This window comes from Streptomyces sp. SD15 (genome assembly GCF_054462255.1).
This window is the reverse complement of the sequence record NZ_JBTLMO010000019.1, coordinates 124447-145766: the sequence shown is the minus strand read 5'-3', so window position 1 is coordinate 145766 and position 21320 is coordinate 124447. Positions and strand designations below refer to the sequence as shown.

Sequence of the window (21320 nt, the reverse complement as noted above, 5' to 3'; positions counted from 1 at the left end):
CACATGGTCATTGACCGGCAGGGCACGGTGGTCGGATGGAGTTCGGCCGCCGAAGGGCTGCTCGGCTACCCGGCGAATGCCGTGCTGGGGCGCCCAGTGGTGGACCTGCTCACCGGTGTCGACCCCACCGGGCGCTCGCTCGCAGCCATCGAGAACGTCGCCATTTCACTGCGATGCCAGGACGGTGCCCTCCTGCCGTGCCGACTGACCGTCCGTCCCGAGCACCGGACCGAGGCGGGGACGGCATGGACGGTGACGCTCGCCCCTGCGGAACTCGGAAGCCCGACGACCGCACTCGACCAGGCACTCCTGGAAACCCTCTTCACTGTCTCTCCCGTAGGTCTGTTCCTCCTCGATCCCCGCCTGCGGCTCATCCGGTTCAACCCCGCAGGCGAAGGCATGCAAGGCGCCTCCGTCGAAGAAGCCGTCGGTAAACGCCCCACAGAGGTGTGGCCGGGTTTCCCCGCGGAAACGGTGGAACGGGTCATGGAACAGGTGCTCGTCACGGGGGAGCCGGTGATCGGCATAGAGAAGCGCATGCGCCCCCCAGGCGATCCCGATCATGATCATGTCTATTCGGCCAACGTATTCCGCCTGCAGGACGATCACGGCCGAGTCCTGGGTATCGCCGACGCCACTGTCGATGTCACCGACCGCCATCTGGCGCAGGAGCGGCTGAAGGTGCTCGCGCAGGCCGGTACACGCATCGGGTCCACCCTCGATGTACTCGACACTGTCCGGGGCCTGGCGGAGGTATCCGTTCCGGGGCTGGCCGACAGCATGGCGGTGGAGGTTGTGGAACCGGTACTCGCGGGAGAGGATCTCGAACCCGGTTCCGTCCAGCGCGACACCGTGCTGCGTCGGGCGGCATGCCGGTCCCGGGACGACGCGGAGTCCTGGACGGCGGGCAACCAGGACGGCGCGCTGCCGCCAGTGGCCGCTGCCGAGGCCCTCACCGACCTTGAGCCGCGCATTGTCGATCCGCTGAGTTCCCTCGGACAACAGGCGCTGCACAGCTTGCGGGCGGACAGGCAAAAGGTCCACTCGCTGATGCTCGTACCACTGGTCGCCCAGTACCGAGCTCTCGGGCTCGCCACATTCTGCCGCTGGGGCGAGAGCAGGCCGTTCGAACGTGACGATCTGACCCTGGCCGGAGAACTCGCCCTGCGCACCGCCGCGTGCCTGGACAACGCCCGCCGATACCTGCGCGAGCGCAATTCCCTGGTCGCACTGCGGCACGCCCTGCGTCCGGGCGGACTCCCCCCTGACCACGCCCTGGATGTGGCGCACGAGTACGTGCACGCGGGCTCCGGCGGCGACTGGGTCGACGCCGTGCCACTCTCCGGAGCCCGGGTGGCCCTCGTCGCCGGCCGTGTGCCCGGCCACGGTCTACAGACCGCCGCGGCCGCAGGGCGGCTCCGCGCGGCGGTGCACACCCTGTCGGACCTGGAACTGGAACCGGATGAACTGCTCGCGCGGCTCGACGACCTGGTGCGCCGGCTCATCGGGTGCAACGGGCCGGCTATGGGGGACGACCGACGTGCTGACGGAATCGAGGCCGACGCGACGTGCCTCTACCTGATCTACGATCCCGTGTCACGACGCTGTTCTTTGTCCAGTGCCGGTCACCCCGGGCCCGTGGTCGTGCGCCCTGACGGCACGACGACGATCCTGGACCCTCCGGCCCACGCCCCCCTGTCCTGCGCCGATGAGCCGTTCGAGAAGATCGACATCGACCTACCTGAGGACTCGATGCTCGCCCTGTACACCCCGGGCCTCTTCCAGGAACAGCCCGAGGACCGGGGCCGTGAGCGCTTGGCCGACCTTCTCTCCGGGTTTTCCGGCTCCGTGCGCCAGGCATGCAGCAGGGTGACCGAAGCGCTGGTCCCGAACCCGCTCCGGGAAGATGCCGCTCTTCAGATCGCCCGCACGCACACGCTGGGTCCGGCGCGGGTGGTGTCGTGGGATCTGCCGAGCGATCCGTCCGTGGTCTCGAAGGCCCGGTCACGCGTCACCCGGCAACTCACAGCGTGGGACATGGACGAAGCGGCGTTCACCACCGAACTGATAGCCAGTGAGCTCGTCACCAACGCCATCCGCTACGCCAAGCCTCCCGTGCGACTGCGACTCATCCGCAGCCATGTATTGACTTGCGAGGTTTCCGACGGCAGCAGCACGTCTCCACGGTTGCGGCATGCTCGTACCACCGACGAGGGCGGCCGGGGACTGCTCCTCGTAGCCCGTTGCTCCGGACGGTGGGGCACCCGCTACACCGAGGACGGCAAGACCGTCTGGGTCGAGCAGACCATCCCCGAGCACCCGGAGTGAGCAAGTCGGTCACCGTCCAGGGACGCGCCGGGGCCTCGTGCATGGCTCGCAAGACCGCGGCCACCGCAGGATCGGCAAGACCGGCAGCCACCCGGACACCGCCCGCGGCTCGCGCGCGAGGTGCAGACGCAGGACATGGATGCAGGGCTTGCCGTTCCCGGTAGCTCATGGCGGTCGGGTCGGCATACAGCCGCATGAGGGCTCGCTCCGGCCACGAGATCAGCCGGGACGATGGAGGAACGCAAGGGCCAGGGTGCCCGGCGAAGGATCAGCTTCACGTGTGCCTTGCTCACTGGGTGGGTGGCGCCCCGGGGGAAACGGGAGGCGAGCTGCGGGTGAAGGCGACCGTGCGCTCAGACAGCGGCGGCGGCGCCTGCTTGAGCGGTCCGCAGCAAGATGCGTGCGGCGTCCTTGGCGTGACGGGCGGGCTCTGGAGACCCGGAGATGGCCGCTGTGGTCATCGCACCCTCGGCGAGGAGAACGAGCTGGTCGGTCAGCCACGTGGGCGCGTCCGCGTCGGCCACAAGATCGGCGAGATATCGCCGGAAGGCATTCTTGTGGGCTTTCGCGATATCGGCCACAGCCTGGGAGGTCGCTCCCAGCTCCCCGAAGGAGTTGATGAAGCCGCAGCCGCGGAAGCCCTGCTCGCTGAACCAGAGGAACAGCCAGTCGAAGACCGCCAGAATCCGCTGCGGGGGTGAGTCGTAGGTATCCACGTACTGGGCCAGGTCGCGGAGCCACCTTGCGTCCCGCCGCCTCAGGTACGCCTCGACCAGGGAATTCTTGGAAGGGAAGATCTGGTACAGGCGCTTGAGGGGAACCGCGGAGGCGGTGCGAATCGCATCCATTCCCACCGACTGTATGCCTTGGCCGTAGAACAGTTCCTCGGCAGCGTCGAGGATCCGCTGCTCAGCCGTTTCGAGTTCCACTTCGCTCACCTTATTGTCGAAAACGAACGTTCTCCTACGATATAGCGCGCCCTGCCGAAAGGCGCATTCCCGGGCGTGGACCGGCTCGTCGGCGATCCCGTTCCTCGAGTGTCTCGGTCCAGTCCGCCAGGAGTTCGATGATGCCCACGCCGCGGCCGTGCTCATCGCAGGCGTCGGCGCAGCGAGAGTGGGGCGAGGGCGCCGAGTCGACGTCAGGGCCGAGGCGGCGGCCCCGGGGCGCTCGCGGCGGCTGAACTGGCAATCTGCCCGCTCGACGACGACAGTGCCGTGAGGCTCCAGCGAGAACGCTTATTTCCGCACCTGCCCTCAGGCCAGAGAACGATAGTTCTCCGCGACGATCTCTGCCGTAGGCGTAGTCGCGCGCCCACGCGGCCCGCCGTGGATCCGGCGTCGGGCCTGGATCTACGGCGCGGGGCTGGGCAGTCAGAGGTCGAGGTCGCTCAGGCCGGGGTGGCCGTCGGGGCGGCGCCCGAGCGGCCAGTGGAACTTGCGCTCCGACTCCTTGATGGGGCGGTCGTTGATGCAGGCATAGCGTCGTCGCATCAGGCCGTTGTCGTCGAACTCCCAGTTCTCGTTGCCGTAGGAGCGGAACCAGTTGTGTGAATCATCGCGGCATTCGTAGGCGAAGCGCACGGCGATGCGGTTGCCGTCGAAGGCCCACAGCTCCTTGATGAGCCGGTACTCCAGCTCCCGGTTCCACTTGCGGGTGAGGAGGGCGATGATCTCATCGCGGCCGGTGGCGAACTCCGCGCGGTTCCTCCAGCGCGAGTCCACGGTGTACGCCAGAGCGACCTTCTCCGGATCGCGGGAGTTCCAGCCGTCTTCTGCCAGGCGGACCTTTTCGATGGCGGTCTCCCGGGTGAACGGCGGGAGCGGAGGACGTGGGTGGTCAGTCATGTTGCTTCCTTGGGTTGTGCCGTATCGCCGCCGACGGGTGCGTGTTCCGTTGGCGCGGGCCATCGCCGAGAATGAACGTTCTCGCCAGTGGGTCCAACTGTATGAGAACGACAGTTCTCACGCAAGGGGTGACGCGACCTCGATCGGGTCGGGCGCCATGCCCCCAGCTGGTCTTGGCGTTCACTGCTGCCCGTCTGCGGGGTGCTTATGGCGTCGGTAGTAGCGCGCGACCCGGGCACGGTTGCCGCAGCGGGCGGGGGAGAGCAGACGTGGTCTCGCTGACCTTCCTGGAGGCCTGGCAGCTGCGCAGGCACGAACGGGACGTCTTCGCGCTGTGCGTCTGGTCGGGGCTGAGCTATGCCGACGCGGCCGAGGCCCTGGGCGTACCGGCCAGCACCGTACGTTCCCGGGGGACCCGGCCCTGCCGGGCGACCGCCACCTCCAGCTCAGTGACCATCTGATGCAGGAGATCAGCAGGGAAGCCGCCGCCGGCTTCCGGGCCGAGGCCCGGCCTGAACCCCGGCGACGGCGTCGGCTGGCCCTGATCGCTGTGCCGCTGGCCACCGCCGCGGCCGTCCTCGCCACGGTCCTCGCCGACGGGGCGGGCGGCGGGCCCGGCGCCCCCGTGACCGACCAGGAAGCCGTGGGGCTGCTCAACCGCATCGCCACGGTCGCGGAGGCCGAGGACGCCGTGCCGGTGCGCGACGACCAGTACGTGTACACCCGGGTCCAGGGCACCCAGCAGATCATGGACGAGGGCAAGGACACCTTCCGCCGCTCGGACTGGCAGGCCGTCGACGGCAAGCGGACCGGACTCGCCCGGATCACCGTGTTGTCCGGTCCCTCCGGCCCGGGAACGAAGAACATGCGGCTGGACGCCGACCCGAACGCCGTGACCTACCGGGAACTGCAGGCCCTGCCGACCGACCCGGACGCGCTCTACCGCAAGATCTGGGCCGACACCGACGGCCAGGGACCGACCCACGAGGAGGCGGCACTGGAGGCCATCGGCGCGATGCTGAACAAGGCGAGCTTGCTGCCCGAGGTGGACGCGGCCCTCTACCGCGCCGCAGCCAGAGTCCCCGGCGTCTCCGTGGTCAAGCGCGCCGAGGACGCTGCCGGCCGAAGCGGTATCGGGCTTGCCTTCGGAAGCGGCGACGGCCGTGATGTGTGGGTCTTCAACAGCAAGACGCTCCGCTACCTCGGCTCCGACGAGGTAGCGCTGCTGGACGCCGGCGTCGTGGACAAGATCGGCGAGACCTCCGGCCACTGACAAAGCGGACCATCCGGCCTCTGTCCGGACCGCCCGCGCTGCGGCGTTCTGGGGCGTCGCACACCATCAGGCCTGACCTGTGGCGACGGAATTTCCCACACAACCCCCCTGCACAACGCAGACGACCCGCGAGCTCGGGTCCCCCCGCCTGACGGCGAGGGAGCCGGCCGGACGTACCGGCGAGCCCGCGGGTCGGGTGACTGCTGGAGATTGGGCCGGCTGCACGCTGGTATCACGCGCTGGTCCGGCACCGCACTGGATGTGGTGACGGGCCGCTAGCCCGCAGCCACCTCACGCGTCCGGTTTCCATACATCTGCCGAACCACCTCCTCTCTCGTGTGCCCCACACCCTAGGAACCGTTCGGGCACCGCTCAACCCATTTTTCGAGATGTTGGCGTGAGCCGCTGACCCGGCGGTTTCGTAGACCTCCGCGGAGTCGTGGGGCCGGTGGGACGGATATCCCGCGTACAACGATTTCGTCCAATCTTTGGGGAACCTGGTGTGGGCTGGGTCACGTTCGAGTTGAATGATTGCGAGTGAGCGAACTGTCGCGCCGTACGTGCGGACGCAGCCTGCAGGGGGTCCAGGTGAGTGCTTCCCGGCGTAGTGGGACCACCGACGAGCTGGGGCCGGATGAGCCCGAGCGGGATGGTTCGGATCTTCTTGCCGCGCTGCTGGACGGGATGGACGCGGCGTTGTGCGCCTTCGATGCCCAGGGGGTCGTGACCCACTGGAATCGGGAGGCCGAGCGCATTCTCGGGTGGACCGCGGCCGAGGCGGTGGGGCGGCAGGGGTTCGCCGGGTGGGCCGTGCGGACCGCGGACGCCGAGGAGGTCGAGGCGCGGCTGCTGTCCGCCATGGAGGCTCCCGGGCGGCAGGTGCATGAGTTCGCCCTCCTCACCAAGAACGGCGGGCGGGTGCTCGTGCGGACCCAGTCCGCCGCCGTGCGCGGGACCGACGGGAAGCCCGCGGGGGTGTACTGCGCCTTCAGCGAGGTGCATGCGCAGATCGATCTCGAGCGGTCCATTGCGTTGAGTGAGGCACTGTTCGAGGACGCCAGCTGGGGCGTGGTGCTGGTGGACGCCGATCTGCGGCCCGCCGTGGTCAACGCTCACGCGGCTCGGGCCCTCGGAAGCGGGCGTACGGCGGTTCTGGGGAGGCCACTGGGGGACTTGCTCTCCCAGGGGGTCGAGGAGCTGGAGAGTGCGCTGACGCATGTGCTGGCCGAGGGCGCGCCGCCCGCGCCCGCCGAGATGTGGGTGACTGTGCGGTCGGCGGAGGGCGGGGAGCGCCGGTGCTGGCGGAGCGGGTTCCTGCGGCTTGCCTCGCCGCTTGCGGAGGAGCCGGTACCGCTGGGTGTCGGGTGGCTCTTCCAGGACGTGACCGAGGCCAAGCAGACCGAGCAGGAGGCGGCGCTGCTGCGGTTCCGGGCCAACCAGCTGCACCGGGCCGCGCGGGCCGCGGCCGAGTGCGAGGACCCGGGCGAGGCGGCCACCGTCCACCTGGACTTCTCGCTCGCCGGATTCGCCGATCACGCGCTGATCGACCGCGTGGCGGGGGGATCGGTGGTCGACGGAGAGGGGCCCGTACGGCTCGTACGCGCCGCCGCCACGCCCGCCGGGGCGCCGGGGCCGAGCCTTCTCACCGGCAAGGCCGGACTGCCCGTGCGGTACGCCGAGGGGCATCCCGCCCTCCAGTGCGTGGAGCGGGCCGGGTCCGTGCGGGCCGGCTGCGCCGAGTCCACGCCCGAGCGGACGCGGGAGTGGGCCGTGGCACGCCAGTGGCCGCCCGACTCCGTGCACGCGCTGTGCGCGGTGCTGCGCAGCCGGGGGCGCACGCTGGGCGTCGTGACGTTCCTGCGCGCGGCGGGGCGCAGCCAGTTCGAGCGTACGGACGCGACGTACGCGGAGGACGTGGCCGTGCGGATCGCCATGGCCCTGGACCTGGAGGGGTTGGCGGGGCCGACGGGGCGGTCGTGAGGCTCGGTCAGCCGTAGGACTCGGACCGGCGCTAGGACTCGGTCGGCCGTAGGACTCGGTCGGCTCAGCGGCGGTAGAAGATCCGGTCCCCGTACTCCGTCATCACCCGGTCGTTCCATTCGTGGCCGCCGTCGACGTTGCCCGAGCGCAGCAGGGGCGGCTCGATGCCGCGGTCGGCCAGTGCGCCCGCCGCCGTGGCCATGACGGCCTGGAGGAGGGCCGTCGTGACGACCGTGGAGGCGGGGGCGAAGGGGGCCTCGATGGTGTCCAGGGTCAGTTCCGCGTCGCCGACCGCGATCTTCGAGTCGAGGACGATGTCGCAGTGGTCATTCAGGTACGTCCCCGAGACATGCCGGGACGTCGTCTCCGAGGCGTACGCGACCGAGGTGACGCCGATGACGCGTACGCCCAGCGCGCGGGCGTTCATGGCCATTTCCACGGGCAGCGCGTTGCGGCCGGAGAGGGAGACGATCACGAGCAGGTCGCCGGAGCGGAGCGGGCTGGAGTCCAGGACGGCGCTCGCCAGGCCGTCGACGCGCTCCAGGGCCGAGCCGAGTGTCGCCGGCATGACATCGACGCCGACCACGCCCGGCACGGCGAGCAGGTTCATCAGGGCGAGGCCGCCGGCGCGGTAGACGACGTCCTGGGCGGCGAGCGAGGAGTGCCCGGCGCCGAAGGCGAAGAGTCGGCCGCCGGCCGCGACGGTGTCGGCGATGAGGGTTCCGGCCGCCTCGACGGCCGCGGCGTCCTCGTCCCGTACCCGCTGCAGCAGGCCGATCGCGGCGTCCAGGAACTGCCTGGCCGGCGTGCTGTCGCTCATCGGTGCTGCCCCTTCGAGGTCGGTGTCCTGTCGGCTTGTCGGTGTCGTCTTGACGGTGTCTTGTTGTCGGTGTCTCGCGGTTGAACCGGCGGTCCGGCACAGCCTGGTCCGTCGTGTCGCGGATCACGTTGCGGTCTGGACCAGTGCTGTGTCAATACGGCCCGCAGGGGCGACACTGGGAGCGGGTTCCCCGGGCCTGCCTCGCCGCGGCGGCAGTCGTCACCGCGTGGTTTCAACGGCGAGGCACGGTTGTCGGTGGTATGCGTCAGAATTGAGTTCAGGGCCAGCGCACACGCCGGTGAGCCACCGAGCCTCCGGCAGAGCTAATCGAGGGGCACGTATGTCCGGACTGATCGACACCACGGAGATGTATCTCCGCACCATCCTCGAGCTGGAGGAGGAAGGTGTGGTCCCCATGCGCGCCCGGATCGCCGAGCGGCTCGACCAGAGCGGGCCGACGGTCAGCCAGACGGTGGCGCGCATGGAGCGCGACGGTCTGGTCGCGGTCGCCAGCGACCGGCACCTGGAGTTCACCGAGGAGGGGCGCCGCCTCGCCACCCGCGTGATGCGCAAGCACCGACTCGCGGAGTGCCTGCTCGTCGACGTGATCGGCCTGGAGTGGGAGCAGGTGCACGCCGAGGCGTGTCGCTGGGAGCACGTGATGAGCGAGGCCGTCGAGCGGCGCGTCCTAGAGCTGCTGCGTCACCCGACCGAGTCGCCGTACGGCAATCCGATCCCGGGTCTGGAGGAGCTGGGCGAGAAGGACGGCGCCGACCCGTTCCTGGACGAGGGCATGGTGTCGCTGGCCGAGCTCGACCCGGGTTCGGACGGCAAGACCGTGGTCGTACGGCGGATCGGCGAGCCGATCCAGACCGATGCGCAGCTGATGTACACACTGCGGCGGGCGGGCGTGCAGCCCGGCTCCGTGGTGAGCGTGACGGAGTCGGCGGGCGGCGTGCTCGTCGGCAGCGGCGGCGAGGCGGCGGAGCTGGAGTCGGACGTCGCGTCCCACGTGTTCGTCGCGAAGCGCTGACGCCCGGCTGATCGCCGCTGGGCGCGGGCGGATGGTCGGCGGTCGGCAGGCACGGACAAGAGTGGTGTTGAGCGGTGTTCGGCGCGCGGCGCCGGCATCCGGCCCTGGGCCCGCGAGGGGCAGCTCCCGGGGGCGGGCCGCGGGGTCCGGCATCGGCCGAATCCCGGGGTCGACTCCCGGGAGCCCGCCGTGACGGGGCGTTCGGCATCCGCCGCGTGGCGCGGCGTTCGGCCCGGAGCCCCAGGTGGCTCACCTGTCACCCGGCCATCTCAATCCTGTCAACTCCCGTGACCACAGTGGCAGTTGTGATGTTTTCGCGACGTCACCGATACCAAAAAACAGTGTGCGGAATCGCAGCGCCGGGACCGTTTGCGTGCGAGGCTGGCGCGTGAGGCATATGACCCTAGGGCTGGGGGGCGGGAAGATGTGCCGCAGACATGGAGAGGGCCCCGGCGCCATATGGCGCCGGGGCCTGTCCTCCCCTGTGCTGACCCGGAGCCCCGAGCTCCCAGGGTCATCCCCTTCGGACCGGTTTCCCCGAGCGGTCCGCCTCCCGCTGAAGATCTCCCCTCGGCGGCGGCGGTCAATCCTTGGGCGTGGTCACTCGTACGAGGGGTGTTATCGCCAAGAAGACCATTTTCGAATGCCCATTCGATAGCGTGGCGGCGGAGCGCGGGCATATCGGGTTACATGGAGAGCAACAAACCAGCAGGAGCAGTGGTACGACAGCGGTAGGAAACGGTACGAGTGGACCGGTCGGCTCGAGCGGGAGCGAGCGGTCCGAGCGAGCTAGGGGGGTGCCAGACCTATGGTGCGGCGCATCGATGTGACGGGCGCGGGGGGCCTTCGGCTGGCCGCGTGGGAGTTCGCAGAAGCTCCCAAGATTGTTCCCTCCCAGATTGGCCCTTCGCAGGCCGAACCCTCCCAGGCCGATCCCTCCCAGGCTGATCCCTCCAGGACCGACCCCTCGACGAACGATCTCTCCAGGACCTCGTCGCCCCCCGGCGTGCTGTTGCTGCACGGCCTCATGGGCCGCGCCTCCCACTGGGCGTCCACCGCCCGTTGGCTCTCCGAGCGGCACCGTGCGGTCGCGCTCGACCAGCGCGGTCACGGCCAGAGCGACAAGGCGCCCGAGGCGGAGTACACCCGCGAGGCGTACATCGAGGACGCCGAGGCCGCCCTCGAACAGCTCGGCCTCGCCCCGGCCGTCCTCATCGGTCACGCCATGGGCGCACTGACCGCCTGGCAACTCGCCGCCAAGCGCCCCGACCTCGTCCGCGGCCTGATCATCTGCGACATGCGGGCCTCGGCGTTAGGGGCCGCGTCCCAGCGTGAGTGGGAGGACTGGTTCAAGGCCTGGCCCATGCCCTTCGCCACGCTCGCCGACGTACGGAAGTGGTTCGGCGAGGACGACCCCTGGGTGGAGCGCCCGAACCCGTCCCGAGGCGAGTTCTACGCCGAGGTGATGCACGAGTCCGCCGACGGCTGGCGCCCGGTCTTCGAACCCGAGGAGATGCTCAAGTCCCGCCAGACCTGGGTGTACGACGCCCACTGGGAGGAGCTCGCGCAGGTCCAGTGCCCCGCGCTGGTCCTACGGGGCCTCGACGGCGAGCTCGGCCGGGCCGAGTCCCAGGAGATGGTCCGCGTCCTGCCGAACGGCCAGTACGCCGAGGTGGCCGACGCCGGTCACCTGGTGCACTACGACCAGCCGGAGGCCTGGCGCGCGGCGATCGAGCCGTTCCTGGACGGCGTCTTCACCAGCAGCTAGCCGGACTCACCCGGGCACATCCAGCCTCACCCGGGCGCACCCCGGCTCAGCCCTTGCTCACCGCCGCCAGGATCTCCGGCAGCCGCCGAGCCGTCCGCGGCGCCGCCATCCGCAGCCCGAACACCGTCAGCAGAGCCCCGTACCCCGCTCCCAGCGGCAGCAGCAGCCAGCTCCACCGGTCCCCGTCCGCCGTCACGTTCAGCCAGATCGTGAGCGCGATGACGGGGGCGGACAGCAGCGCCGCCGAGACCATCCCGCCGAAGACGGAGATCCAGGCGAGTCCGGCCTGCCCCGGGGCCACGTTCTTGTAGCCCTCCTGCGGGATCGAGTAGGGGAAGCGGGCCGACGACCACGCGCCGGTGGCCAGCATCGCGCCGAGCAGCGCGAAGGACAGGCCGAGCACCTCGGGCAGCCTGGGCCAGTCGCCGAGCATCGCGGTCGTCAGGACGGTCACGAGGGTCGCGTACGGCAGGGTGATCACCAGCAGCGCCAGTGCGCGCCCGCGCAGTTCGACGTACGCGTCGTGCGGGGACGCGATCGTCATCGCGACCATCCAGAACGCGGACGTGTCCTGCCCGAACTGGTTGTACATCAGGATGCCGAGCATCCCGGCCGCGAAGCACGCGAAGTAGATCGAGCCGGTGCCCTGCAGCGCGTTGAAGACGGGCACGATCAGCCCGATCGCCAGCGAGGTCACCCACGCCGCCTTGGTCTTCGGGTCGCGCCACACATAGCGCAGGCTGCGCTCCATGACGGTCCCGGTGCGCCCCGTGGGCAGGAGCCGGCTCAGGCCCGTCGACGTCCTCTCCCGGGCCGCGGGCTCGGCCGCCTGCAGCGTCGACCCGTCCGGTGAGGTCATCAACCGGGTCAGACTCCGCGACCACAGCGCCAGCAGTCCCACCAGCGCGGCCACGCTCAAGGCCAGTTGGACGACTCCGACCCCGTACGACCCCTCACTCACCGAATCCACGGCGCCGATCGCCGACGCGGGCGGCACCCAGCGCAGGACGTCCGCCGCCGGGTCGAGCTGCGAGAGCCCGCCCGCCGAACCGAGCCGCTGCGCGCCGAAGTTGACCAGCTGCACACCGATCGCGATGACGAGACCGCTCAGCACCGCCAGGTCGCGGCCCTTGCGGCTGGACAGCAGCCGGATGTTGGCGGCCGCGACGGCCCGTGCGAGGGCCACGCAGACGAGCAGGGCCAGGATCAGGGCGACGACGGCGGTGACGTACGCCGCCGCGCCGTGCGCCACGGAGATGACGGACCCGGCGAGCAGGCTCAGGGTGAACAGCGGCCCGATGCCCACCAGCGAGGCCGCGAGCAGCGCGCGGACCAGCGCACGGGGTTGCAGCGGCAGCATCACCAGCCGGGTCGGGTCGAGCGTCTCGTCGCCGCTGGAGAAGAACAGCGGCATCACGGCCCAGCCGAGCGCCAGGATCGCCACGAGCAGGACGGTGACGGAGGCGGCGTGCGCGTTGCCGCGCAGGGCGATCAGGCCGAGCAGCTGGAGGGCGGCGAAGAGGAGGACGAGGACGGCCGAGGTGAGGTAGGCGGCCCGCCGTCCGGCCGACTGCCGCAGCCCGTTGCGCAGGAGCGACAGCTTCAGCCGTACGACAACCGGTGTGATGCCGGGGGTCCTGACGTCGGGGGTGCTGACGTCGGCAGTGCTGACGCCGGGAGTGCTCATCGCGCCCCGCCGCCCAGCCAGTCCAGGTCGGCTCCGGCGTCGCGGCCGTGCGCGCCGACCAGTTCCAGGAACGCCTGCTGGAGCGAGGGCGCGCTGCCGCGGACGTCCGCGAGCGGGCCGTGGGCGCGGATGCGGCCGGCGACCATGACGGCGACCCAGTCGCACAGCGACTCGACCAGCTCCATCACATGGGAGGAGAAGACGACCGTGGCGCCCGATCCCGTGTAGCGCTCCAGGACACCGCGGATGGTCTGCGCGGAGACGGGGTCGACACCCTCGAACGGCTCGTCGAGGAAGAGAACTTCGGGGTTGTGGAGGAGCGCGGCGGCGAGACCGATCTTCTTGCGCATGCCCGTCGAGTAGTCGACGACGAGTTTGTGCTGGGCGCCCGCGAGGTCGAGTACGTCGAGGAGCTGGGTGGCGCGTTTGTCGACCTCGGCGCCGGGCAGGCCGCGCAACCGGCCGGTGTACGCGAGGAGTTCACGTCCGGAGAGTCGTTCGAAGAGCCGGAGTCCCTCGGGCAGGACGCCGATCCGGGCCTTCACCGCCGCCGGGTCGCGCCACACGTCGTGGCCGACGACCTCGACGGTGCCCTGGTCGGGCCTGAGCAGCCCGGTCGCCATCGAGAGGGTGGTGGTCTTCCCGGCCCCGTTCGGACCGACGAGCCCGATGAACCGCCCCGCGGGCAGCGCCAGATCGATCCCGGCGACGGCAACCTGCTCCCCGAACCGCTTCCAGAGCCCCTGCACGCGTACGGCGGGCGCAGCCGCCCCTGCTCGCTCGGTCATGTGAGCACCCTAAGGGCAAGCAGGGCTGTCTTCAGGGGCGCGGGACGGTGGCACTATGCGGCTCTGCCGCGTGGGCGCGACCAGCCACGGCGAACCCGCAGACGAAGACGGCGCGGAGCCACCGTCACCGATCCCGCCCGCACGCGTAGGCGAGCGGCGAGATCAACTCCTCCGCATCCGGCAGCCACCGATTCGCCGGAGTCGGGCGGCAAGCCCACTGCACCGCACCCCGAGATCCGAACCGCGTCGGCGGAGCCGCCACATACGACCCCTCCCCGAGCGCGACGAGGTCGAGCGAGGCCGGCGGCCAGCCCAGCTTGCGTACGAGATCAGGGACTTTCGCCCCCGCACCGGGGAGCACGAAGAAATGCATGCGCCGGTCCGGGGTGCAGGTGACCGGCCCGAGCGTCAGCTCCATGCGCTCCATGCGGGCGAGCGCGAGGAAGCCGGCCGTCTCGGACACGTCGATCGCGTCGAACGTACGCCCCGTGGGCAGCAGGATCGACGCCGTCGGCTGCTTCGACCACATGCGGCGCGCAACGGTCGCGCTGCCGGTCGCCTGGTTCGCCCAGTCCTCGCGCGCCGGATGTGCGCCGGGCGTGGAGCACGAGGCCTTGCCGCAGGAGCAGCACTGCACCCCGTCGACGGCTTCCAGCCAGGTGCCGGGGAACACGTCCCAGTGGCGCTCCTCGGCATAACGCACGGCGGTGTCCAGCAGCGATTCGCCGCGCTGCTTCGGGATTTGGGCGGTCTCGGGCCTCGCGATGGTCTTGTCCACGATGAACTCAACTCTGGGGGCCACCTTGGGTTACGGGCGGCACATGCGCGGGGGAGGAGCATCGTTTTCGCATCTGGGGCGCATGGATGCATGGGTGGGGGCGCGCATGGGGAACGGCAGCGGGGGCTGGGTAACCAGGGGAGGGGTCGGGCAACCGCCTTTACCCCGGCAAGCCTCACATGTCCCGCATCTTCGTTATGTCTGCGGGGCATTGATCTTCATGGCCGACTTCTTTCGGTGGGGTCGGCCGATGAGGACACATCAACTCGGTGCGTGGGCAGGCACCGCAGCCACAGGGGGTACGCCATGGCCGCAAGGCCTCTCGTCGCGCGGCAGCCGAACGAACGGCTGCAGGCGCTCATCCAAGAAGCGGGCTGTTCCAACGCCGGGCTGGCCCGCCGGGTCAACATGTGCGGTGCGGAGCACGGTCTCGATCTGCGCTACGACAAGACGTCGGTGGCGCGCTGGCTGCGCGGTCAGCAGCCGCGTGGACGCGCTCCGGCGATCATCGCCGAGGCACTCGGGCGCAAGCTGGGCCGTACGGTCACGATCGACGAGATCGGCATGGCCAACGGCAAGAACCTGGCGTCGGGTGTGGGGCTGCAGTTCTCGCCGACCGTCCTCGGTGCCATCGAGCAGGTGTGTGAGCTGTGGCGCAGTGACGTCGGCCGCAGGGACTTCCTCTCCGGCTCGTCCGTCGCCGCCTCCGCGCTCGTCGAGCCCAGCCGCGACTGGCTGATCTCCGGGCCGGACGCGCAGGTGGCGCGCGCGGCCGGGCCGCGAGTAGGTCTCTCGGACGTGGCGGCGGTCCGCGCGATGACCCAGGCACTCGTGGATTTGGACCACCAGTACGGCAGCGGGCATGTACGTCCGGTCGTCGTGCACTACCTCAACAGCGTCGTCTCCGGGCTGCTCGCGGGCTCCTACCGGGAGGCGGTCGGGCGCGAGCTGTTCGCCGCGGTGTCCCGGCTGACGGAACTCGCCGGCTACATGGCGATCGACACCGGGCAGCCAGGCCTCGCCCAGCGGTACTACATCCAGGCGTTGCGGCTCGCCCAGGCGGCCGGGGACCGGGGGTACGGCGCGTACGTGCTCGCCGCGTCCATGAGCCACTTGGCGGCGCAGCTCGGCAACCCGCGTGAGATCGCGCAGTTGGCGCGCGCGGCGCAGGAGGGGGCGCGTGGGCGGGTGACTCCGCGCGCGGAGTCGATGTTCCACGCCGCGGAGGCGCGCGGGCACGCGCTGCTGGGCGACGCGCAGGCCGCCCAGGTGGCGTCCGGGCGGGCGATCACCGCGCTGGAGTCCGCCGACGCCGCCTCCGGGGACGACCCGACGTGGATCGCGCACTTCGACGAGGCGTATCTCGCCGACGAGCTGGCGCACTGCCACCGGGACCTGGGGCAGGCGGAGGCGGCCGCGCGATGTGCCGAGGAGTCCCTCGCCGGGCATCCCGAGTCGCGGGCCCGCCGCCGGGCCATCGGCTATGTGCTGCTCGCCACCGCGCAGGTCCAGCAGCGCGAGGTGGAGCAGGCCTGCCACACCGGCCTGCGGGCGGTCGAACTGCTCGGCACGCTCCGCTCCAACCGCGGCGCCGAGTATCTGGACGACTTCCAGCAGCGACTCGAGCCGTACCAGAACGAGCCGGTGGTACGGGAGTTCGGAGCGCGACTCGATCTGCAGACGGCGGCGTGAGCGCGGCCGGGAGCGCGGTGGAGGTGTGAGCGAGGCCGGGAGCGCGGTGGAGGTGTGAGCGAGGCGCGGGCGCGGGTGTGAACGTATGGCGTGCGCGGGCGTGAACATGAGGGAAACGACAGCGCCTGGTGTGGGAGGAGGCTAATACAGCGTCCGGAGGGGCCCATTCGTTACCCCTGTCACAGGGGAGAGGGGTCAGGTCCTGTGCTGCGTGGCATCGGGTTGTGGGGACCCGGTAGCGTGAGCCGACGGTTCCGAAGGTCCCCCATTAGTAGGAGTCCCGGTGACGCAGAGTGGACAGGGCGAGCAGCCCTCGGCGCGCCCCGCGCGCGAAGGCATCGTGCTGCCCTCGGACGGCGGCGCGCCCCTGATGCCGGGCACGACGGGTGACCGCGCGGTCCCGGCGGCGGTCCCCGCGGACGGCCAGGCCTGGGACCGGCCGTGGGGCCCCGACCAGTCGGCGGCGCCGGCCCCGCAGCCCGGTGACGGCTGGGGACCGCCCATGAACGGCACCCAGACCTGGGGTGCGCCCGAACCGTCCCAGCCCGCCGCGCCCACCCCGGACTGGGGCACCCCCGACGCGTCGTCCCAGGGCTGGGCCACGCCGTCGGCCCCCGAACAGGGCTGGGGCACGGCCCAGCAGCAGGACCCGCACGCGGTTCAGCAGCCGCAGGGCTTCGGACCGCCGCCGACGTACGGTGCGCAGGACGCGCCCGCTGCCGGGCCACTGCCGGCCGAGGGCGCGCCGCCGCAGTCGTACGGGGGTCAGCAGGGTCCGTCGTACGGCGCGGGACAGCAGACCCCGTCATATGGGGGTCAGCAGGCTGCCCCTTCGTACGGTGGCGACCAGCAGTCCCTTTCGTACGGCGGCCAGGGTGGCCCTGCCCCGCAGCAGGGGCCTGGCGCGCACGCGGCCCCGGGCCAGGCGGCCGGGCAGCCTCCGCAGTCCGGGCACGCGCTCCCGCAGGGCCCCGGGCACGCCAGGCCCGGCCTCCCGCAGACACCGGACGCGTACGGCGCCGTAGGGTCCGCGGCCTCCCTGCCCTCCGCCGCTCCGAGTGCTCTGCCGCCCGCCGTCGGCGAGGGCGCCACGCAGTACATTCCGCCCGTCCCGGCCGCAGACGAGGGCGCGACCCAGTTCCTGCCGCCCGTCCCCGCGGCGCCCGCCGAGGGGGCCACGCAGTACATACCGCCGGTGGGCCCGGGTGCCCTGCCGCCCGAGGTGCCCGCGGACGCGACGCAGTTCCTGGGGCGCGCGCCCCAGGGGGGAACCGGTGCCGGACCGCTGCCTTCCGCCGCGCACTCCGACGCCGAGGCCACGCAGTACATCGCTCCCGTGCCCGCACAGCCGGGCGCCGCGCCGTACGGGATACGCCCGGGTGCGCCGGAGGACCGGCAGCCGCCGGCGGAGTTCGACAGCCTGTTCCGCAGCGGGCCGGGCGAGCCGGAGGGGCCCGCGTCCACGCAGCAGTTGCCGCGGTTCGAGCCGCCGTCCCCGCACGCCCCGGGGATGCCCGGAGCACCGGGCGGGCGGGCCGCCACGCGGCGTGGCGCGGCCGACGGCGGAAGCGGTGACGGTGGCGGGCATGGTGGTGGGCACGGCGGCGGGCGCGGTGGCCGCAGCGGCTCGCGCGTCCCGTTGATCGCGGCCATCGGCGTCGGTATCGCCGTGCTCGGCATCGGTGCCGGCGCCCTGCTCAGCAGCGGCGGGGGTGGCGACAGCACGGACGACAACAGCAAGACCGTGTCGGCGACGGCCCCGACCACGGACGACTCCCCGTCGGCGTCCGTCGACCCGGCGAAGGCGCAGGCGGTCGAGCTGGACAAGCTCCTGGCGGACAGCAACAGCAGCCGCGACTCGGTGGTCAAGGCCGTGGCGAACGTGAAGGCGTGCAACAACCTGGCCCAGGCGGCCACCGATCTGCGCGACGCGGCCAAGCAGCGGACCGAGCTGGTGACCCGGCTCGCCGCCCTCCCGGTCGACAAGCTCCCGAACAACGCCGCGCTGACCACCTCGCTGACCAGCGCCTGGAAGGCGTCCGCGTCGGCGGACAACCACTATGCGGCCTGGGCCGACCAGGCCGGCGGCAAGAAGGGCTGCAGGAAGGGCGAGGCCCGCACCACGGGCCAGACCCAGGCGGGCAACGCGGCGAGCGTTACCGCGAGCACGCAGAAGGCGAAGGCCGCGACGCTGTGGAACTCCATCGCGTCGACGTACGGACTGACGCAGCGCACGCCGATCCAGCTGTGAGCCGTCGCGGCCCGGTGGCCCTCCTGGGCCCCGGTCCGCGCCGTCAGCCGGCGTTCTCCAGTGTCTTCGACACGTTGACGAACCCTCGTCGCGCCGCCACCAGTTGACCCTGGCGTACGACCTGGAAGGTGACGTTGGCGTTGACCAGGCGCGGGAAGTCGACGGCCGCGATCAGGTCCTCGTAGCGCCAACTGAGCGTCGGCGTGAGCCCGCCCGTGTTCACCTTGAGACCGTCGTCGAGGGCCTGCCGGATCGTGAGCTCGGTCACCTCGCCGTCACCGATCGACGTGACGACCGCCTTGAGCACGTTGTACGCGATCCAGGTGGTCTGCACGCCGGGGTCCGCGGGGTCGATCCGGTTGTCGCCGAAGGCCTTCTCCTTGATCACCTCGCGCATCGGGTCCCAGCTCGGGTCGCTCGCCGCCGGGTACCAGCCGGTGACGTACGAGCCTTCGTACGGGCTCGACTTGCCGCCGCTGGCATTGATCCGCGACTGGTCGACGCTGCCCAGCACCGTGCCCGTACCCACCGTCGGATAGTCCTGGCGGGCACGCCGGAAGGAGTCCATGAAGGTGCTCGTGCGGTCCCCGAGCGCCGGCACCACGCAGCCCTTGTTCAGGGAGTCGGAGGTCGCGCGGTCGAGCGCCAGCTGCGTCTGCCCGGAGTACTCGGTGGCGTCCTCGGCGGCCCGCTGGTCCGTGGCGGACGTGTGACCCTTCGACTTCAGACCGGAGTCGAGCAGGACCGGGAGCTGGTCGCCGGCCACGGTGTCGGGGCGGATGAGCGCCACCGGGCCGCACTTGCCGCCGAGCTGCTCCCCGAGCCCGGCCAGCAGGGCGGGGTCGCCGCCGTTGATCGGATAGGAGAGCGGGCTGGCGAACTCGTCCTCGGTGACGCCGTAGCCGCCGATGTACGGGATGCCCGCGGCCTCGAGCGGGGCGAGGAACGAGCGGCCGTGCTGGCTGTACGAGCCGACGACCGCGACCACGTTCTCGCTGGCCGCGCGCCGGGCGCACTTCGCGGCGAACACGGTGTCGTTGCGGTCGTTGCAGATGAGGACGTTGAGCTTGTGGCCGTTGAGGCCGCCGTGCGTGTTGACCCAGCGCGCGTAGGCCTGCGCCATCGCGGGCATGCCGGGCTTGTTGGTCGCTCCGGTCTCCTGGGGCGCCCAGGTCATCACGGTGATGGGGTCGTCCCCGGAGCCCCCCGTGGCACCAGGGATGACACCGCATCCGACGGCGATCGACGCACACGCGGCCAGCGCGCCCGCGGACAGCAGCGCGGTCCTCACACGCGGGGAGAGTTTGGATGACGTGCTACTGGTGCGTTGCCTGCCGGTCATAGATACGCACGATTCCCCCACATCACTAACCCGGGAGTGACCCGCGGTCAATGTGAGGTGACGTAGAGGTGAATTACAGGGGGTGATGATCTGTTTTTCACAGGGAACGTACGATCGACGACTGTGCAAGGTTCGGAGAACTCTTCCCGTCGTGGCCGTCGCTCATCCACCATGGGCGACATGCCACTGAATGACATGCCGTGGTGGCGCTGGCGCAGCAATGTGCGCTCCGCGCTGCACATGCTTTCCGACCCCGTCTTCCAGCGCGACGTCTGGCTCGCCGGAATCGACGGCTACGGCGACGTCACCGACGCCGTGTACCGCCTGGTCGAGGACACCTGGCTGGACAACTGGTCGGCCGAGAAATACGTCGGCACGATCTTCCGGGACTCCCAGGAAGCGGCCCTCGTCGACGGCGCCGTGCTGCGCGTCCTGCGGATCATGCACCAGGTCGGACCCGACGCGCCCGTCTCGGCGTACCTCAACCACGAGGCGTGGCCGGAGGCGGTACGGGCGGCGCGGGACGCGCATGTACGTCTGGCGGTGAGCGACGGGGACGATGCGGACGTACCGCCGCGGACGCTGGACGTGCTGCGGATCATGACGCGGTCGGCGTAAGGGGCTCGTGCGGGTCGGTGCGGGTGTGCCGGACGCTTCGGACGCTTCGGACGGGTCGGCCGTGTCGGCTGTGTCCATTGTGTCGGCTGTGTCCATTCCGGGGTCCGTGTGGCGGGACGGCTATCCGTCGGGTGACCCGGATATGGGACCCTGTCCTGCATGAATGAGCAGTCCGTCCGCGCCGCCGGGCCCGCCGAGCAGTACGTCCTCACCCTGTCCTGCCCGGACAAGCAGGGAATCGTGCACGCCGTCTCGAGCTACCTCTTCATGACCGGCTGCAACATCGAGGACAGCCAGCAGTTCGGCGACCACGACACGGGACTGTTCTTCATGCGCGTCCACTTCTCGGCGGAGGCGCCGGTGACCCTGGACAAGCTGCGGGCGAGCTTCGCGGCGATCGGTGACTCCTTCCACATGGACTGGCAGCTCCACCGGGTCGAGGACAAGATGCGGATCGTGCTGATGGTCAGCAAGTTCGGCCACTGCCTGAACGACCTGCTCTTCCGCGCGCGGACCGGAGCGCTGCCCGTCGAGATCGCGGCCGTGGTGTCCAACCACACGGACTTCGCCGAGCTCGTGGCGTCGTACGACATCCCCTTCCATCACATTCCGGTGACGAAGGACACGAAGGCCGAGGCCGAGGCGCAGTTCCTGGAGCTGGTCCGCGCGGAGCAGGTGGAACTCGTCGTCCTGGCCCGCTATATGCAGGTGCTCTCCGACGACCTGTGCAAGCAGCTCAGCGGCCGGATCATCAACATCCACCACTCCTTCCTGCCGAGCTTCAAGGGCGCCAAGCCGTACCACCAGGCACACGCCCGGGGCGTCAAGCTCATCGGAGCCACCGCCCACTACGTCACGGCCGACCTCGACGAGGGCCCGATCATCGAGCAGGAGGTCGAGCGCGTCGCCCACGGTGTGACCCCCGACCAGCTCGTCGCCATCGGCCGCGACGTGGAGTGCCAGGCGCTGGCGCGCGCGGTGAAGTGGCACGCGGAGCGCCGCATCCTGCTGAACGGGCGACGCACGGTGATCTTCGCGTAGCGAGGACGGTCATATCCCTGGGGGCGGAGCCCCCAGGGGCGCCCGCCCGCCCCCGCCCCCGCCCCCGCCCCCGC

Annotated in this window: 17 protein-coding genes and 1 pseudogene; 10 read left to right on the top strand and 8 right to left on the bottom strand. The window is 70.8% G+C overall.

Annotation, left to right across the window (positions count from 1 at the left end; translation table 11 throughout):
* Window positions 1-3: 3 nt before the first annotated feature.
* A complete protein-coding gene (locus ACX28W_RS20765) occupies window positions 4-2328 on the top strand; it encodes a SpoIIE family protein phosphatase (RefSeq protein WP_459000487.1) in 2325 nt (774 codons plus the stop codon).
* Here the strand turns inward: ACX28W_RS20765 and ACX28W_RS20760 are convergent.
* The 3 genes and pseudogenes from ACX28W_RS20760 to ACX28W_RS20750 form a co-directional block, all read right to left on the bottom strand.
* A pseudogene (locus ACX28W_RS20760) lies at window positions 2315-2469 on the bottom strand (AraC family transcriptional regulator); the annotation flags it as partial. The gene ACX28W_RS20765 and the pseudogene ACX28W_RS20760 sit on opposite strands and share 14 nt — an antisense overlap.
* 212 nt (window positions 2470-2681) lie before the next feature.
* A complete protein-coding gene (locus ACX28W_RS20755) occupies window positions 2682-3257 on the bottom strand; it encodes a TetR/AcrR family transcriptional regulator (protein ID WP_459000486.1) in 576 nt (191 codons plus the stop codon).
* A gap of 444 nt (window positions 3258-3701) precedes the next feature.
* Entirely contained in the window at window positions 3702-4175 is a 474-nt protein-coding gene (locus ACX28W_RS20750; RefSeq protein WP_459000485.1) for a nuclear transport factor 2 family protein, read from the bottom strand.
* A 269-nt stretch (window positions 4176-4444) separates the two neighbouring features.
* On the opposite strand from ACX28W_RS20750, the gene ACX28W_RS20745 reads away from it, so the two are divergent.
* From ACX28W_RS20745 to ACX28W_RS20735, 3 genes are all read left to right on the top strand, one after another.
* Window positions 4445-4636 (top strand): RNA polymerase sigma factor, encoded by a 192-nt coding sequence (locus ACX28W_RS20745; protein ID WP_459000484.1) that lies wholly within the window; start codon window positions 4445-4447, stop codon window positions 4634-4636.
* Window positions 4636-5448: a CU044_5270 family protein gene (locus tag ACX28W_RS20740; RefSeq protein ID WP_459000483.1), complete on the top strand. Its 813-nt coding sequence runs from the start codon at window positions 4636-4638 to the stop codon at window positions 5446-5448. Before ACX28W_RS20745 ends, ACX28W_RS20740 begins: the two co-directional genes overlap by 1 nt.
* 588 nt (window positions 5449-6036) lie before the next feature.
* On the top strand, window positions 6037-7428 hold the full coding sequence (locus ACX28W_RS20735; protein WP_459000482.1) for a PAS domain-containing protein: 1392 nt from the start codon (window positions 6037-6039) through the stop codon (window positions 7426-7428).
* A gap of 64 nt (window positions 7429-7492) precedes the next feature.
* On the opposite strand, the gene ACX28W_RS20730 is transcribed toward ACX28W_RS20735, so the two are convergent.
* A complete protein-coding gene (locus ACX28W_RS20730) occupies window positions 7493-8248 on the bottom strand; it encodes an SIS domain-containing protein (RefSeq protein WP_459000481.1) in 756 nt (251 codons plus the stop codon).
* 340 nt (window positions 8249-8588) lie between these two features.
* Between ACX28W_RS20730 and ACX28W_RS20725 the strand changes: the two genes are divergently transcribed.
* Together ACX28W_RS20725 and ACX28W_RS20720 are read left to right on the top strand one after the other, a co-directional pair.
* Window positions 8589-9281, top strand: a complete 693-nt coding sequence (locus tag ACX28W_RS20725; RefSeq protein WP_459000480.1) for a metal-dependent transcriptional regulator — start codon at window positions 8589-8591, stop codon at window positions 9279-9281.
* Between the two features lie 808 nt (window positions 9282-10089).
* Window positions 10090-11049, top strand: coding sequence for an alpha/beta fold hydrolase (locus tag ACX28W_RS20720; RefSeq protein ID WP_459000479.1), 960 nt, complete (start codon window positions 10090-10092; stop codon window positions 11047-11049).
* Between the two features lie 46 nt (window positions 11050-11095).
* Here the strand turns inward: ACX28W_RS20720 and ACX28W_RS20715 are convergent, their stop codons facing one another.
* The 3 genes from ACX28W_RS20715 to ACX28W_RS20705 form a co-directional block, all read right to left on the bottom strand.
* The gene (locus ACX28W_RS20715) at window positions 11096-12736 is read right to left on the bottom strand and encodes a transporter (protein WP_459000478.1); all 1641 of its coding nucleotides are present in this window, start codon (window positions 12734-12736) and stop codon (window positions 11096-11098) included.
* Complete coding sequence (locus ACX28W_RS20710; protein ID WP_459000477.1) at window positions 12733-13524, bottom strand: ABC transporter ATP-binding protein; 792 nt, start codon at window positions 13522-13524, stop codon at window positions 12733-12735. The genes ACX28W_RS20715 and ACX28W_RS20710 overlap by 4 nt, the downstream gene beginning before the upstream one ends.
* A 124-nt stretch (window positions 13525-13648) precedes the next feature.
* Window positions 13649-14302, bottom strand: coding sequence for a bifunctional DNA primase/polymerase (locus tag ACX28W_RS20705; protein ID WP_459000476.1), 654 nt, complete (start codon window positions 14300-14302; stop codon window positions 13649-13651).
* Between the two features lie 306 nt (window positions 14303-14608).
* On the opposite strand from ACX28W_RS20705, the gene ACX28W_RS20700 reads away from it, so the two are divergent.
* Both ACX28W_RS20700 and ACX28W_RS20695 read left to right on the top strand, forming a co-directional pair.
* On the top strand, window positions 14609-15994 hold the full coding sequence (locus tag ACX28W_RS20700; protein WP_459000475.1) for a transcriptional regulator: 1386 nt from the start codon (window positions 14609-14611) through the stop codon (window positions 15992-15994).
* A gap of 283 nt (window positions 15995-16277) precedes the next feature.
* Complete coding sequence (locus ACX28W_RS20695; protein ID WP_459000474.1) at window positions 16278-18245, top strand: hypothetical protein; 1968 nt, start codon at window positions 16278-16280, stop codon at window positions 18243-18245.
* Between the two features lie 43 nt (window positions 18246-18288).
* Here ACX28W_RS20695 and ACX28W_RS20690 read toward each other — a convergent pair whose 3' ends face one another.
* The gene (locus ACX28W_RS20690; protein WP_459000473.1) at window positions 18289-19587 is read right to left on the bottom strand and encodes an ABC transporter substrate-binding protein; all 1299 of its coding nucleotides are present in this window, start codon (window positions 19585-19587) and stop codon (window positions 18289-18291) included.
* Between the two features lie 171 nt (window positions 19588-19758).
* Between ACX28W_RS20690 and ACX28W_RS20685 the strand changes: the two genes are divergently transcribed.
* Window positions 19759-20205: an SCO4402 family protein gene (locus ACX28W_RS20685; RefSeq protein ID WP_459000472.1), complete on the top strand. Its 447-nt coding sequence runs from the start codon at window positions 19759-19761 to the stop codon at window positions 20203-20205.
* 159 nt (window positions 20206-20364) lie between these two features.
* Complete coding sequence (gene purU / locus ACX28W_RS20680) at window positions 20365-21246, top strand: formyltetrahydrofolate deformylase (protein ID WP_459000471.1); 882 nt, start codon at window positions 20365-20367, stop codon at window positions 21244-21246.
* Window positions 21247-21320 lie beyond the last annotated feature (74 nt).

Coding starts and splice junctions, on each gene's coding strand:
- ACX28W_RS20715 (WP_459000478.1), bottom strand. CDS start 12,736: ATGAGCACTCCCGGCGTCAGCACTGCCGACGTCAGCACCCCCGACGTC.
- ACX28W_RS20750 (WP_459000485.1), bottom strand. CDS start 4,175: ATGACTGACCACCCACGTCCTCCGCTCCCGCCGTTCACCCGGGAGACC.
- ACX28W_RS20690 (WP_459000473.1), bottom strand. CDS start 19,587: ATGACCGGCAGGCAACGCACCAGTAGCACGTCATCCAAACTCTCCCCG.
- ACX28W_RS20720 (WP_459000479.1), top strand. CDS start 10,090: ATGGTGCGGCGCATCGATGTGACGGGCGCGGGGGGCCTTCGGCTGGCC.
- ACX28W_RS20710 (WP_459000477.1), bottom strand. CDS start 13,524: ATGACCGAGCGAGCAGGGGCGGCTGCGCCCGCCGTACGCGTGCAGGGG.
- ACX28W_RS20765 (WP_459000487.1), top strand. CDS start 4: ATGGTCATTGACCGGCAGGGCACGGTGGTCGGATGGAGTTCGGCCGCC.
- ACX28W_RS20700 (WP_459000475.1), top strand. CDS start 14,609: ATGGCCGCAAGGCCTCTCGTCGCGCGGCAGCCGAACGAACGGCTGCAG.
- ACX28W_RS20730 (WP_459000481.1), bottom strand. CDS start 8,248: ATGAGCGACAGCACGCCGGCCAGGCAGTTCCTGGACGCCGCGATCGGC.
- ACX28W_RS20725 (WP_459000480.1), top strand. CDS start 8,589: ATGTCCGGACTGATCGACACCACGGAGATGTATCTCCGCACCATCCTC.
- ACX28W_RS20740 (WP_459000483.1), top strand. CDS start 4,636: ATGCAGGAGATCAGCAGGGAAGCCGCCGCCGGCTTCCGGGCCGAGGCC.
- purU (WP_459000471.1), top strand. CDS start 20,365: ATGAATGAGCAGTCCGTCCGCGCCGCCGGGCCCGCCGAGCAGTACGTC.
- ACX28W_RS20685 (WP_459000472.1), top strand. CDS start 19,759: ATGGGCGACATGCCACTGAATGACATGCCGTGGTGGCGCTGGCGCAGC.